General features: G+C 35.3%; 11 protein-coding genes. All 11 read right to left on the bottom strand.

Annotation, left to right across the window (positions count from 1 at the left end; translation table 11 throughout):
* Window positions 1–2 precede the first annotated feature (2 nt).
* Window positions 3–2,540: an ATP-dependent Clp protease ATP-binding subunit gene (locus DR017_RS12825; RefSeq protein ID WP_002678017.1), complete on the bottom strand. Its 2,538-nt coding sequence runs from the start codon at window positions 2,538–2,540 to the stop codon at window positions 3–5.
* A gap of 99 nt (window positions 2,541–2,639) precedes the next feature.
* Window positions 2,640–4,538, bottom strand: a complete 1,899-nt coding sequence (locus DR017_RS12820; RefSeq protein ID WP_002678263.1) for a RecQ family ATP-dependent DNA helicase — start codon at window positions 4,536–4,538, stop codon at window positions 2,640–2,642.
* A 10-nt stretch (window positions 4,539–4,548) separates the two neighbouring features.
* Entirely contained in the window at window positions 4,549–5,310 is a 762-nt protein-coding gene (locus DR017_RS12815; protein ID WP_002678027.1) for an endonuclease I family protein, read from the bottom strand.
* Between the two features lie 49 nt (window positions 5,311–5,359).
* Window positions 5,360–6,403, bottom strand: coding sequence for a heparan-alpha-glucosaminide N-acetyltransferase domain-containing protein (locus tag DR017_RS12810; protein WP_002678085.1), 1,044 nt, complete (start codon window positions 6,401–6,403; stop codon window positions 5,360–5,362).
* 111 nt (window positions 6,404–6,514) lie between these two features.
* Window positions 6,515–8,146 carry a mechanosensitive ion channel family protein gene (locus DR017_RS12805; RefSeq protein WP_050772785.1) on the bottom strand — a complete coding sequence of 544 codons (1,632 nt, stop codon included), beginning with the start codon at window positions 8,144–8,146 and terminating at the stop codon, window positions 6,515–6,517.
* 123 nt (window positions 8,147–8,269) lie between these two features.
* Complete coding sequence (locus DR017_RS12800; RefSeq protein ID WP_040360864.1) at window positions 8,270–10,363, bottom strand: carboxy terminal-processing peptidase; 2,094 nt, start codon at window positions 10,361–10,363, stop codon at window positions 8,270–8,272.
* 98 nt (window positions 10,364–10,461) lie between these two features.
* Complete coding sequence (locus DR017_RS12795) at window positions 10,462–11,412, bottom strand: hydrogen peroxide-inducible genes activator (RefSeq protein ID WP_002678255.1); 951 nt, start codon at window positions 11,410–11,412, stop codon at window positions 10,462–10,464.
* Between the two features lie 13 nt (window positions 11,413–11,425).
* Window positions 11,426–12,493, bottom strand: coding sequence for a YARHG domain-containing protein (locus DR017_RS12790; RefSeq protein WP_002678126.1), 1,068 nt, complete (start codon window positions 12,491–12,493; stop codon window positions 11,426–11,428).
* Between the two features lie 4 nt (window positions 12,494–12,497).
* Window positions 12,498–13,412, bottom strand: a complete 915-nt coding sequence (locus tag DR017_RS12785; protein ID WP_002678221.1) for an LLM class oxidoreductase — start codon at window positions 13,410–13,412, stop codon at window positions 12,498–12,500.
* An 84-nt stretch (window positions 13,413–13,496) separates the two neighbouring features.
* On the bottom strand, window positions 13,497–14,558 hold the full coding sequence (locus DR017_RS12780) for a nucleoid-associated protein (RefSeq protein ID WP_002678117.1): 1,062 nt from the start codon (window positions 14,556–14,558) through the stop codon (window positions 13,497–13,499).
* Window positions 14,559–14,572: 14 nt separating this feature from the next.
* Window positions 14,573–15,082 carry an IS1096 element passenger TnpR family protein gene (locus tag DR017_RS12775; RefSeq protein WP_002678228.1) on the bottom strand — a complete coding sequence of 170 codons (510 nt, stop codon included), beginning with the start codon at window positions 15,080–15,082 and terminating at the stop codon, window positions 14,573–14,575.
* Window positions 15,083–15,098: the final 16 nt, after the last annotated feature.

Here is a 15,098-nt window from a genome sequence, read left to right as displayed (position 1 = left end):
TATTAAATTAGTGTTTTTTCTGCAATAATTAGGTTTTCACCTTTTTCATCTAAATCAAATACGATGCTGTCGCCTGCGTGTATTTGGTTAGATACAATTTCTTCAGCCAAAGGGTCTTCAATATATTTTTGTATGGCACGTTTTAGAGGGCGTGCTCCATATTGTTTGTCGTAACCTTTATCAGCTATAAAGTTTTTAGCTTTTTCGCTCAGTTCTACGTGGTAACCTAAATCGTTGATACGAGAATAAAGTTTAGAGAGTTCAATATCAATAATTTTGAAGATGTCTTCTTTACTAAGTGGGTTAAAAGTGATGACATCATCAATACGATTGAGAAACTCGGGTGCAAAGACTTTTTTCAAAGCATTTTCAACGATTGATTTTTCATTAGCCTCAGATTGAGCCAATCGCGCAGAAGTACCAAAACCGACACCTTGTCCGAATTCTTTTACTTGGCGAGCACCTATGTTAGAGGTCATAATGATGATGGTATTTCTAAAGTCAATTTTTCGTCCTAAGCTATCAGTTAGGAAGCCATCGTCTAACACTTGCAAGAGCATATTGAAAACATCGGGGTGAGCTTTCTCGATTTCGTCTAAAAGCACTACAGAGTAAGGTTTGCGGCGTATTTTTTCAGTAAGTTGTCCACCTTCTTCATATCCAATATATCCTGGAGGTGCTCCTATGAGTCGAGAGATAGAGAATTTTTCCATATACTCGCTCATATCAATACGCACCATAGCATCTTCAGAATCAAAAAGTTCTTTAGAGAGTACTTTAGCAAGTTGAGTTTTTCCAACACCTGTTTGTCCTAAGAAAATAAAGGAACCTATAGGTTTATTAGGGTCTTTAAGTCCTGTACGATTGCGTTTGATAGATTTTACAACTTTTTCCACAGCTTCATCTTGTCCTATGATTTTAGATTTCATAGCAGTAGATAAGCCAGAGAGTTTGTTGATTTCAGTTTGAGCGATTCTATTCACGGGGATGCCACTCATCATAGAGACGACATCGGCGATATGTTCAGCTGTTACCGTGTCGCGATGTAGTTTAGAATCCTCATCCCATCGTTTGTTGAGATCTATTAATGATTTTTCGATGTGTTTTTCATTATCGCGCAAGCGTGCAGCTTCTTCAAACTGTTGACGAGAAACGGCTCTATTTTTAGCTTGTGTAGCTTGTTCTAATCGTTCTTCTACGTCTAAAATATACTGAGGTACTTTTACCTGCATAATATGGATTCGCGCTCCAGCTTCGTCTAAGGCATCAAGAGCTTTATCAGGTAAATAACGATCGGTGAGGTAGCGATTGGTGAGTTTTACACACGCCTCGATAGCATCTTCGGTATAAATTACATTGTGGTGTTCTTCGTATTTAGCTTTGATATTTTGAAGAATCTGAATGGTTTCGTCTACACTAGTAGGTTCTACCAAAACTTTTTGGAATCGACGTTCTAAAGCGCCATCTTTTTCGATAGATTGTCGGTACTCATCTAAAGTGGTAGCCCCAATACATTGTATTTCGCCTCTTGCCAAGGCAGGTTTGAACATATTAGAGGCATCTAAACTTCCTGAAGCGCCTCCAGCGCCTACTAAAGTGTGGATTTCGTCTATAAAAAGAATGATGTCTCTATTTTTTTCGAGTTCATTCATTATTGCTTTGAGGCGTTCTTCAAACTGACCACGGTATTTTGTACCAGCTACTAAAGAAGCTAAATCAAGAGTTACGACACGTTTGTTATACAATACTCGTGCCACTTTTCTCTGTACGATACGCAAAGCTAACCCTTCGGCTATAGCACTTTTTCCCACACCAGGTTCACCGATGAGGATGGGGTTATTTTTTTTGCGACGGCTCAATATTTGGGATACGCGTTCTATTTCTTTATCTCGTCCTACAACGGGGTCTAACTGACCTTGTTCAGCGAGAGAGGTTAAGTCTCTACCAAAATTATCTAAAACTGTATTTTTTCGTTGGTTGTATTGTCCTTGACCTTGCCCTTGTAAATTTCTATTGTTTCTACTTTCGTGAGGCAAGCGATAGTCTCTATCATATTCATCAACTTCGTTAGTAGGCATTGTAGGGGTAATAAGTTTTGAGTTGTTATCCTCAATAGGTTGAAAGCTGTCGCGAGCAGTTTCGTAGTTTAGTCCTAATTTATTAAAAACTTTTGTAGTAGGGTCGTTTTCGTTACGCAAGATACTCAAAAGTAGGTGAGCTGTGTTTATCACATCAGATTGCATTCTTTTTGCTTCTAAATATGTAGCTTGCATTGCTCTTTCGGCTTGTACAGTGAAGTGAACAGCATTGAAATTAGGAGGGTTGAGACCACGTGCTGAAGTAAGGGTGTGGATGTTTTGCCTGAGTTTCTCCATATCAATGCTTAAGTTGCGCAACAAATTGATAGCACTACCTTCATTTTCTTGAAGTATTGCTAATATGAAATGCTCAGTGCCCACAGTAGATTGCCCTAAACGTACTGCTTCTTCCTTGCTATATGTGAATATTCTTTTAACTCTTGGTGAAAAGTTATCGTTCATAGTAAAATTCTCCTTTTGTATTAAAATCCCATAATAGGGCTAAAACACGGCAAAGGTAGTAAATAATTATCATAAAACAAAATCTTATTAAAAAATATTTCATTTTAAGCACAATTCATTGAAAATGTTGAATGTTATTTTCTTCATTGCAAAAAGTTCGTCTAAGACAGTATTAATCTGTTGCTCAGAATAGGGTAGGGTATTTATTAAATCGTTGCAATTGAGAGGTTTATATGATAATAATTGAAGAATATCAGCTTCTATTTTTTGTTTATCGTTTTTAGGGGAGTGCGTTTGCGTAAGACAATTAGAACATATACCACAATTTTTTCCATTTTTCTCACCAAAATACTCTAATAAGAATACACTTCGACAAGTGCTTTCATCTTCTAAGTATTGATATACTTTGTTTTGTAATAATTGTTTGGTATGATTGTATTCTTTGATATGTTTGCCAATGCTATTGATTGTGCGATCGTCGTCACGAGGCACGTTGAAAATAAGTTGTATATCGGCAGTTTCACATTTTAAAATACCTATTCCATCATTGTGTAGAGTTTCTAAATATCCCATAATTTCTTTGTGAGATTTTTCGGTACGTTCCATCAATTTAGCCATTTCTAACTCTACTGGGAAATGAAAAATTAGTTCATAGCATCTCATAAGATAAATTGTTATATTTTTGATATATCGATGAGTAGTTATATACTTCACTAATTGTTCTGGTGAAGCTTTCATTTGGAAAGTAACCTTGTTGTAGAAATGGTGGTTGAAGGAAATGATAGAAAACCTATCTAATACTTGTAAAGCATTATAAGTTTTTAAAGGCAATAAGTTGTAGCGTTTGCAAAAATCGGGAAATAGGAAGCTATAAGTGTTTTCAGTACCTTCTCCTATGGCTATTTGAAAGTAACTATTGAGTTTACTATAAACAATTTTTAGATAAGGAATGTCTATAAGATATTCATTTAGAAGTTTTTCGGCATTTTTTATATCTACCTCGTTGTAGAAAACGATAGCCTCGGCAGGGTTGCCATCTCTACCAGCACGTCCTGCCTCTTGGAAATAATCTTCTAAGGTTTGAGGGATATCCCAATGAATCACCCAACGGACATCAGGTTTATCAATTCCCATACCAAAGGCATTTGTAGCTACCATTACACGTACATCGTTTAGTAACCACATACTCAGTTTGTTATTTTTTTCTTCAGCTGGGAGTCCACCGTGGAAATAAGTAGCTGAAATATCGTGACTTTCTAACAAATGAGCTAACTGTACACAACCATTTCTACTTCGCAAATATATAATGACTGTACCTTCGGTTGTTCTTAGCAGTTGCAAAAGGTGGTGAAATTTGCTTTTTACTTTATATACTTTGTAGGCTATATTAGGGCGAGCTAAAGAAGTACTAATTACATTTGCTTTTTCGATGCCTAATTGATGTAAAATATCTTGTTGTACTTGAGGGGTAGCAGAAGCGGTGAGAGCTAATAAAGGTATATTAGGGAATTGTTCTTTGAGCCATTTACACTGTAAATAAGCAGGGCGGAAATCCTTGCCCCAGAGCGATACGCAATGGGCTTCATCTATCACTATTAGATTGATAGGCATTACTTTGAGGTAATTACGAACGACTTCTTGTTGTAGACGTTCAGGAGAAAGGTATAAGAATTTGTATTGCCCATAGAGAGCGTTGTTTAGCAGGCGTTCTAACTCGGGGTAGGGTAGACCTCCGGCTAATGATAATGCACGTATTTCTCTGTTTTTAAGCGCTTCAACTTGGTCGGTCATCAGGGCTATCAGTGGAGAGACCACTATACATATACCTTTGCGCATCATAGCGGGTACTTGGAAAGTAATAGATTTTCCTCCACCTGTAGGCAATAAGGCTAAGGTATCATTACTTTCTAAAACTGATTTGATTACAGCTTCTTGAGAGTTGCGAAAATTATCGTATCCCCAATATTTTTTTAGTGTGTATAGAGGTTCATTTTCCATAGTATTACTCTTAGTAATTTTTATAAACAGAGCGTGCTAATTGAGGAAAATCTATAAACGGATTGCGGTTGCCTTGGGCTTGTTCAATTACACTATTACGTTGGCGCTCGAGGTCGGAAACGAGGTCTTCATCATTCCATTTTAAGAGTGTTTCAATTCCCCCTATAACAATTTTATTGTCGATTTTATCGTTATAACGCAAATTGATATACATAATCATTCGAGCGACATCACCTTTCCATTCGTCGCCAGGATACCAAGCGCTATTGATACGTCCAGCTTTTCCAGAGCCATTGGTAAAAGGTATATTTCCTCTACTGCTATTGAGCTTGCTATCACAAGCTTTTAGGTGGTGCAAATCACCTTTAGCATCTCCTTTACTGTATTTTGATTGAGGGAAAATATGTTCGGTGTTGAAAGTTTGAGGTTCATAATTATTGCTACCACTCTTATATTCCTTCCAATAACGCTCTTCCCCAGTGTAGACTAATACTACATTTTCAGGATTTTTAAGACTAGCATCGGCTTTGTATAGGTATTTGTGACGATCATAATAACTTAAAAAATTAGTATGTTTGCTGATAGTAAGTACCGCTAAATCATCGTACAAAGCTTTTCCATTTTTAGCAAAATGAATTCCTTTGTAATAGTTTTGTAGTGCTTTAGGCACTATAATATTATTAGGAGGGGTAACAGGGCGTTCTTGAGCTTGTTCTTTGTTATTGCAAGCTAACAAGAATATTGTAAATAATAAAATGTAAAGCTTTTTCATTTGTATTTAGTTTTAAGTAATTTATGTAAGAAAATTTTTAATTTTTCTATCAATTGTTTTTAGGATATTTTTCTTTTATGTATTTACTGAATTTGTGATAGTAGAACGATACGATGAGTATAGTAATCACAAAGAGAATAGCACCTATTACAGCTTGCTTAGGATTTAGGCTCTTATGAAAATAATGGTCTAAGTTGAAATATGGAATAAAGTGATAGAGCGCAATACTATGGATAATGTAAATAGAAAGAGTATTTTGCCCGATACGCTGTAAGAATTGAGCAGTAAGCACATTTCGCAAGATTACAAATACTGCAAATGTCCAGAGAGTATCACCCATCCTTAAGAAAAGAAAACCATTACGTGCTAAACTTTCAAAATGAGTCCATCCTGTAATACTATATAAGAAGTGAAAGGTGTGGTATTGGAAGTGAAAAATAGCACCAAAAATAATAAGTAGTAAGGTATATACTATATATAGATGTTTGGCATTTCTAAAATAATAGAAAAGAGACCCCATAAAGCCTCCTAAGGTTACGAAACCTAACCACGGAAAAATAGTAAAGAAAGTACCATATTTAGGGGTGAAATAATTTGCTACAACTTGAGGTAACCAAGAGTACTCATATTTGTTATAAGTTTCGTTGAAAGTAAAGAGTATTAGGGTAATAGCAATGAGCATTGCAGGAAGGAAGTGCCTCACGTGATTTCGAGCTAACAAATAAAGTCCCACCATTATAATGAGTGCTAACCCTATACAATGCAATATATCTACAAAATAAATACTTTTACGCAAAATACAAGCTACCACAATAAGCATTAAACCACGTTTAGCTCCTTTTAACACACGAGGATTCTTGAAGCCTACACCACTGCGTTCTCCTTCACGAATGAGTAAATAGGTAAAAATAAATCCAGAGATGGTAAGGAACACAGGAGCAGTAATACCTGTGAAATAATGCCAAATATGATAGTAAGGATTACTTTCGTCACAATATTGTTCAGCGAGTAGGGCAGTAATAAAGTGCCCTTGTAACATCATACAGATGGCATAAGCGCGTATAACGTCTATAAAAATGAGTCGTTGCTTCATTATGAATTTTGTTTTTTAGTATTTGAAAAGGGAGTTCTTATTTCTATGTATTGTGTTGAGAATATCTCTATATTGGCTTGTCTAAAAGTACTTTGGATATTTTTAGTTAGATCAGATTTTATAAAATACATATTTTTCAGGATGAAAAGTATAAGCATTGAGTTCATAAACAGCGTTCAGTTCACTGAGTGAAATTTGGAAAATGTAAGGATGAGGTTTAGGAGAAATACCATTAGTTTTCAAAGCAGCTTCTATAAGAAGTTCTTCTACTAAATTATCAGAATAATCATAACGTACTTTTACCTGTACATTTAGTGCTAAACCTATTTCTTTGCCTATAGAAGTAAAGTTCATAGTAGCACCGCTCAAAATAGCCGAATTAGGGATGGTAATATCTTTGTTGTTGATAGTTTTTAATCTTGTTACTAAGGCATTTTTTTCTATCACTGCTCCGATAATTTCTCCAGATTTAATCCAATCACCTACTTGAAATGGACGCATATAACTGATTACAATACCTGCAATAGCATTGGAAATAGCAGAAGAAGAACCTAAAGAAATCAACACCCCTAAAAAGACAGAAATTCCTTTGAAAGCATCACTATCGGAGCCAGGAAGGTGTGGAAACATTATTACTAATGCTAATACCCATAACATCATACGTGCTAGGACATAAGTAGTATGAGCCCACTCCGGATGAAAGCCTTTTATTTTTAAGATACCACGTTCTATTTCTAAAGCAAAAAAGCGCAATATTTTCAATACATAGCGTGTGATAACAGCAATGATGACTATATAGAACAAATGAGGCAAATACCCAATAATTGCTATACCAACGTTTTTTATAGGTTCAGAAATCCATTGTACTATGATTTTAGACAAATATTGAGTAGAAGGAAAAATGTCAAAAATTAGGGGGATAATTGTTATTAACAAGAAAAGTAGAAATACAATACGCAGTATAGCGAGTAATTTCACTAAAACTTTTACAATTCCTGGTTTTTTGATAAAATCGTAGTTTCTGATACGTATACTTGTAAGGAAGCGATGCTCGGAGTTGAGGGTGATTTTTTTTAAGAAATCGAACAATCGGTTGATAGCCCATACAAGTATAAAGGCAATGAAGAGTACTAATAACAATTCAGCTAAGCGGATTAGGACACTTTTTAAGCTATTTTGTTCTTTATACTTTACAATTGTATTTTTTATTATATTAGCATATCTTTGAGCTAATTCAGTTTGGGAGCTATTTTCCCAAAGCGCATCTACCATTGAAACCCCAGTAATGGTTTTATCGTTATACATTACTGATAAATAGTCGCTAGCAGGTTTTATTTTGATAGAATCGGCAACAAAATAGGGGTCGTTATATAATTCTTTGAGTTTTTCTTCTACGTATTTTACGCGAGTATCAATATCGTAAGGTCCATAAGAAGTATAGAGATAGTATAAGGTATCTTTTTCAAAAACAATAGGTCGCCCACGCATTTTATTGCGTAGTTTTTCTATTTCTTTTTCATTGGTAGTAGAAGAATTAGTAATTGAAGGTGTATTTTTCTCGTTGTTGATGAGCAGTTGAATTTCGTTTAAGAGCATTGCAATACGTATGGAATCCTTCTGGCGGAATTGCTTGATAGTTTCTAACTCTTTGCGAATTTCTTGTTTAGAAAGACTATCTGGTTGCTGTGCTTGTATGTACGCAACGCAAAATAAATATATAAAAACGAAGATTTTCAAATGCATTTTATTTAGCTAAAGGGCAAAATGTAGTGCAAAGATATAACAAAAATATCATATACCCAAAATAAAAAACATTGACAAAGTATTTAGCTTTGCCAATGTTTTTGTAATCTGTTAGTTATTGTTTTATTTATTCAAATCTTCTAAAACTTTTACAGCTTCGTCTATATATACATCTTTTTCAAGACTTTCGTGCCAACGATCACGACGAAGTTTTAATTCTTCACTATTTTTAATTTTAGCTTCATCGGAAGCTACAGAAAAGAATTTTAAGTTAGATTTATAGTCGCTAATTGCTTTGAATTTCTTAGCTTGCTCTTCATTTTTATCTATTACTTTTTTATAAGCCTCATAGTTGAGAGGGAAAACATTATCTTTTTGTTGTTGTTTTACCCATTGAGCATTTTCATCAATTAGCTTTAAGTATTCATTTTCACTTATACGCTTTTTACTGTTTTCGATAGCCATATCAAAATTGGCATTGTTTGCCCAAGGGGTGTACTTAGCAGGTTCTATTTTATCCCAAGGCATAGCATTAGGCATATCACGTTCACCTATATCGATATATTTGTATTTATCGGGGACAACAATATCACTTTCAACTCCTTTGAGCTGGGTAGATCCTCCATTGATACGGTAGAATTTTTGGATAGTGATTTTCAAAGCACCAAGGTCACCGTAATTGTTTTGACGTAGGAACTCGTTTAGGTCTATAAAACTTTGTACAGTACCTTTACCGAAAGTTTGTTTACCACCTATGATAATAGCGCGTTTGTAGTCTTGCATAGCTGCTGCTAAAATTTCAGAGGCTGAAGCAGAAAGTTCATTGGTAAGAATTACTAAAGAACCATCCCATTGGGTTTTAGGGTCGTTGTCAGAAAGGACATCGCGACTACCACGTGATGATTTTACTTGTACGATAGGACCTTTAGGGATGAATAGACCTCCTATATCTACTACAGTTTTTAGAGAACCACCACCATTGGAACGCAAATCGATAATTAATCCATCGATATTTTCTTTTTTAAGTTTTTCAATTTCGAGGGCTACATCGGTAGCAGCATTGCGACGGTTTACATCTTCAAAATCGATATAGAATTTAGGAAGATTGATGAGTCCATAACGTTTACCATTAGCGGTAATCACAGCTGATTTAGCATAAGTTTCTTCGATTTCTACTACATCGCGGATGATAGGAACCACTTCGATGGTACCATCTACACGTTTTACAGTTAGGCGTACTTCGGTACCTTTAGGACCTTTAATGAGCTTTACAGCATCATCTAAACGCATACCAACTACATCAACAGGTTCGGCAGCACCTTGACCTACTTTTAGGATTTGGTCACCTACTTCTAAGAGTTTACCTTTCCAAACAGGTCCTCCTAAAATTACATTAGTAATAGCTATACCATCAGTTTTCTTTTGTAATTGAGCGCCAATACCTTCAAATTTACCAGACATATCGCGGTCGAAACCTTCTTTGATGTCGGGCGCCATATAGTTAGAGTGAGGGTCAAAAGTTTCAGTTATAGCATTCACGAACATAGCGAACCACTCTTCACGAGTAATGTCGTTGTACATACTGAACATATCAGCCAATGTTTTTTGGGTAGACTCTACAGATTCTTTTTTCAGAACCTCGTCACTTTTAGGCTGATATTTAGCATCTTTTTCCTTCTTAGTTGCTTCTTCTTTTTGTTTAGTGATGTAAGTAGAAAGTGTAGTGAAAATGATAACTTGTTTCCATCGATTTTGTAATTCAGCTTTATTTTTTACAAAAGGCAATTTATCATAATCAGTATTGATGGTCTCATTGGTGTTGAGATTGATAGGTTTAGCGAAGATAGCTTTAGTAATGGCTTCAGCTTCTTTCATACGCTGTTTAAGGCGATTGTAAGAAAGATTGAAAAAAGAGATATCGCCTTTTTTCAAATCATCATCTAAACGAGTTTCGTATTTTTTTAACTCATTGATATCAGATTGGAGTAAATAGCGTTTTTGCCCATCAATATTTTTTAGATAACTATCAAATACTTTCTTAGAGAAAGCATCATCCATTTTCACGGGACTAAAATGAGCATTTTCGAGCACGTGCTCAATAATTTCTAATAGTACAGTGTCCTTATCCTTATTAGGATTGTCGAACTTTTTGCTTGTAAAGCTACAAGAAGCAAATGAGATAAATAATAAAAATAATGCTGCTGAAATATTCTTCATCATAAAATGTTATTTGTTTTTATTAGGATGGAAAATAGAAGTTAGCTAATTAGCTAACATTTTTCATATATCCTGTTTTTTTTAATTTTTTGTTTCTATCAAATTTTGTGCCTTTCTCTTATAGGACTGACAATTTTTACATTTTGAAATACAATAGCTCCACGAATTACCCCTGCAATAGTATCGTGTAAAGCTTTGATAATTTGCAATTTCAGTTCATTTTTGTGATAAACTAAGCTAATTTCGCGAGCGGGATAGGACTCGGCAAAATAGTGAATGCGTTTCTTTTCTTCCTCTTTCAGTTCCAAAGAGTGTAGATAGGGTAAGAGGGTCATTCCTAAGCCTTCGTTAGCTAATCGCACTAAAGTTTCAAAACTTCCACTTTTTAGTTGGAAATGTTCTTTAGAGTCGATTACATCTTGGTTGCAGATATTGAGTACGCTATCTTTAAAGCAATGACCATCCTCAAGCATTAAAATATCGTTGATATCTAAATCTTCAGAGTAGATAGTTTTAGAATTTTGTAGACGGTGATTTACAGGAATATAAGCAACAAAAGGTTCATAGTACAACGGGCGTTCTACAATTGATGAATTGTGTAAGGGAGTTGCTAAAATACCTGCATCATAACTACCATCTTCAATTTTCTTCAAGATATTTTCAGTGGTTTGTTCCTCGATTTTTAGGCAAACTTTAGGATATTTGTTAATGAAATTGGTAAGGAACATAGGCAGCAGAGTAGGGGAGACGGTAGGGATAATCCCTACGCGGAACTCACCACCTATATAACCTTTTTGTTGAGCGACGATATCGTTCATTCGCCCAGCTTCGTTTACTATTATTTGGGCTTGTTTGATAATTTGTTCACCTATTTCAGTAACTTGTAGAGGTTTTTTACTTCTGTCGAAAATAGTTACGCCCAACTCTTCTTCCAATTTCTGCACTTGCATACTCAAGGTAGGCTGGGTAACAAAGCTGTGTTCGGCAGCAGTAGTAAAATTTTTATATTTGGCTACTGCTAGCACATATTGGTATTGAGTAATGGTCATAATAAAAAAGGTATTATTTAAATGTATAAATGAGTTGTTTTTCCTCTTCAGTAAGGGCTTCAACTTCGGGTACATAGGAAGGGTTAGGTTGATACCAATCTTCTGTTTTAAAAGCGTCTTGCAAAGTTTTATCTTTGAAAATATACCCACGTCGTGCGAAAGGTAGGTTGCGGATGAGGCGTTTTTCTTCGGGAGTTTTTTCATTGGGGTCTCCTAATTCTTGGTTTTTTCCTAATGAAAAAAGAAATTTTTGTCCACTTTCTTTCTCTTGACAACCCCACGGGCGCATCTCCGTAACATACAATTCATCTTTAGGAGCAAAGTTCTTTCTCTCAAAGGTCAAAATACCTTGTTGAATATAAAAATTAGTGTAATCTTGCTTTTCAGTTACTTTTCCAACCCCATTGAAAATCCAATCATTGCCATTTTTAAAGAAAGTCTTACGGATAGAAGCTGTTTGTATACTTCCCATATCCAAGATCAGGGTAAAATCATCGATTTGCTTGTTAGCCCAGCGTTTGGCAGCGGTAAGCACATAATCGAAATCATAGTAATTACATACTCCTCCTGATAGTTTGTATCTATAGGTGTGCTTTACAATGTTTTTTCCTTTTTTAAACTTTGCCTTGAAATGATAAACATACATAAAATCAATATAATTACCATCGGTTTCTCCTTTGAAAGTTTTCAAGTCTATACTCTCCACATTCCCATTTTTAGCATAAAGAGAATCCGCTACATAAGCTATTTGATAAGGCAAAAAGTTACCGTTAAGTGATACCGTAAAATCAAACATATAAGGATGATGTCCATTGATAGGAGCTCCATCCACATCACCACTGGGGCGTCCAGCCTCAAAACCAACTATGATTTCTTTTGTTTCTTTAGGATTGAAAAACTCGTAATACACTGATACTTCCGCAAATTCTTGTGTTTTTTTGATATACAAAATTTCTTTCTTTACTGAAATATCTGTTTCATTAATAGGAACAAGTTGGTTACCTGCCATATAGAAAGCACCATCATTGGCATATACACCAATGCAAAAAACTAAAAAGTAGAGTAATATAAAATTTCTCATAGTACTATCTGAGTTGTGGCAATACTTCTTTTCCGATTTCTTCAAGTACTTCACCAGCAGGGCGACTACAATACTTGAGTACTAACATAATATGGTTGACCCCTATTTTTCCGAGTTCGTGAAACATATCTACGAGATAATTACGACCAAGACGAAAACCTAAATCCATTTTTTGAGGTTCGAAGTCAGGGTCTTCCATAAGGTCTATATATACAGGTTGTATATAAGGTTTAGCAGGTTCGCCTTCTTTTTTAAGAGCTTCGTGCCAATCTTCTACTATTTTTTTAGTAAAAGCAAAGTCACGAGGATAGTAAATCCAACCATCGGTGTGTTTTGCTATCCAATCTAAATTTACACCGCCTATGTGCCCTGTGGCGTACATTGGTATGTTTTTGTGAATAGGTTTAGGAAGTACATCACCTACTTTTTCCATTAGAGTACCATAGTCGTTATTATAAGTAGGAAAGTCTGTACTCCATAATTTTTTAAGCATTTGAATATGTTCAGCGACGTGAGCACTACGGAGTTCAAAAGGTTTGTTGAATGCGGGGTATTCTACAGGACGGTCGCCTGAAGCTATCCCCAAAACAAAACGGTTAGGGAACAAAACATCAAGACTTGCAGAGGCTTTAGCAACGTGCAAAGGGTGACGCAAAGGCAAAATTACACTTGCTATGCCTATTTTGATAGAGAGTGTGAGAGATGCTATATGAGCTAAATAAATCCAAGGGTCAAACATTTGCCCTACTTCTTTAAAATCGGGGTTGTTGAGGGGGATGTCACGCACCCATACAGTGTCATATCCTAAGGCTTCGGCACGCTGAATAAGTTGCACTTGGTTCTCCATTTTAGGGATAGCCCCTTCGTACGATTCAATAGGCAAAAGAATTCCTATTGACAGTTTATTTGCGTCTATCATAGCTTTATGTTTTTAAGACGCAAAAGTATAAAAAAAAAGGCATATAAAAAACTATATGCCATTTTATTTTTGATAAGATTATTTTTATGAACCTTTTTGTTCTTTGTTAAAATACACTAAATAGTAGTACATTTGTTTTTCCTCATCCCAACCTTTCTCTATGAATTTATCTACTGATTCAGGATTGATGAAGTCCATACGTATTTGAATATTAGTATCTAAATCGATTACGTTTTTAATTTTTTTACGTACATCGGAGACCGCTTTGTTAGCAATGGGGAAGGTTGATACATCTTCTATTTGATACTTAGGACCTTTTTCTACTTTGTAGTGTTTGAACTCAGGTATAAGTTCAGGATTCTCAAAAACTTCATTCATAAATGAGGTTTCTTCAAAATCATCATTCTTAGCAAAGTAGTTGATTGCGCGATTCATAAAGAGTACTTCTTCTTTTTTATCTTCAGCAGGTAAAATCACATCTTTTGCGAAATCTTGACTGAATTTTAAGTACTTTTTAGTGTAGAAGTTGTCATCGACCAAAGCATCCACATTCAAGAAATTTTCTAACCAATACTTAGTGTCATAGCGATTGCTATCAATAGAAAGTATTTTGTAGCCATCTTCTTTATTTACATTGAAAATGATACAACCTTTATCCAAACGATGGATGTTTACACCTTCTTGGATAATCATTTCCAACTGATTACCTTGTTCTTCAAATTGTAGGAAACTATTTTTTACCTCAGATTTGAAAATACCAACAGCTTTTACCTTTTCGTTATCCAAATAAGTATCGTGCAAAAGAGCAATGTAGACTTCTCCGCTTTTGATATGAGGATGATTAGACTGGTTGTACAAGTGTTGAGCAATTTTTCCTGATTGTTCGTGAATTGTACTTTCATCCTCAAAAATAGGGGTTACCAACTGGTAAAGAGTATTGAATTCTACATCGGCATCGTGCACAAAATGGAAGTAGTTTTCTTCTTTTTCACGAAAAGGTTTGAAAAAATATTCTTTAAGCAAGCCTATAATTTCGTCGTTTAACGCATAAGGTTTTTCAGAAAAGAATAGAGGTTCCCCTTTGCTCAAATTACCTACTCTGTGAATAGAAAGCGTTTCGATGTTTGTTGTATATAAGTTAAGCATAGATGTTATCGAAATTAATAGTATTCCTCTTCACTGAAGCTACCATAATCGTCTTCATCGAGGTCGAAATCATTGAACTCATCTTCAAATTCATCAAAATCATCGGCGACAAATGACTTTTCGGGAGCTTCGGCAGGGATAGATCCGTGAGCGTGTATCAAAGCAGGGTAGGATACACCAGATTTTTCCTCCTCAATATCTACCAATTCTACGAAGAATGTCCACATTGACATAAAGTCATACACATACAACAATTTAGGTTCATCTTCACTTACGACAGACTCGATAGTAGTCTCTTCCATTAAGCGTATTTCACCACTCTCGGATACATCGAAAAGGGTGATTTCTTCGCCTTGATTCCAATCATCGTCAGTAAGGTAGAAGGAAGCCATTTCATTGCCAGCAAAGCCGAATGACTGGTTGATTACATTGTGTAAATCTTCCAAAGTAGCATCACCTTGGATTGCAATATCTCTAAAAACGTCTTCTTTAACGTCAAGTATTACTCTGAATTTATATACCATTTTTTAGGTGTGAGTG

The organism is Capnocytophaga sputigena (assembly GCF_900446695.1).
Lineage (GTDB): Bacteria > Bacteroidota > Bacteroidia > Flavobacteriales > Flavobacteriaceae > Capnocytophaga > Capnocytophaga sputigena.
This window is presented reverse-complemented; position numbering and strand designations above follow the sequence as displayed.

Coding starts and splice junctions, on each gene's coding strand:
- DR017_RS12825 (WP_002678017.1), bottom strand. CDS start 2,540: ATGAACGATAACTTTTCACCAAGAGTTAAAAGAATATTCACATATAGC.
- DR017_RS12820 (WP_002678263.1), bottom strand. CDS start 4,538: ATGGAAAATGAACCTCTATACACACTAAAAAAATATTGGGGATACGAT.
- DR017_RS12815 (WP_002678027.1), bottom strand. CDS start 5,310: ATGAAAAAGCTTTACATTTTATTATTTACAATATTCTTGTTAGCTTGC.
- DR017_RS12810 (WP_002678085.1), bottom strand. CDS start 6,403: ATGAAGCAACGACTCATTTTTATAGACGTTATACGCGCTTATGCCATC.
- DR017_RS12805 (WP_050772785.1), bottom strand. CDS start 8,146: ATGCATTTGAAAATCTTCGTTTTTATATATTTATTTTGCGTTGCGTAC.
- DR017_RS12800 (WP_040360864.1), bottom strand. CDS start 10,363: ATGAAGAATATTTCAGCAGCATTATTTTTATTATTTATCTCATTTGCT.
- DR017_RS12795 (WP_002678255.1), bottom strand. CDS start 11,412: ATGACCATTACTCAATACCAATATGTGCTAGCAGTAGCCAAATATAAA.
- DR017_RS12790 (WP_002678126.1), bottom strand. CDS start 12,493: ATGAGAAATTTTATATTACTCTACTTTTTAGTTTTTTGCATTGGTGTA.
- DR017_RS12785 (WP_002678221.1), bottom strand. CDS start 13,412: ATGATAGACGCAAATAAACTGTCAATAGGAATTCTTTTGCCTATTGAA.
- DR017_RS12780 (WP_002678117.1), bottom strand. CDS start 14,558: ATGCTTAACTTATATACAACAAACATCGAAACGCTTTCTATTCACAGA.
- DR017_RS12775 (WP_002678228.1), bottom strand. CDS start 15,082: ATGGTATATAAATTCAGAGTAATACTTGACGTTAAAGAAGACGTTTTT.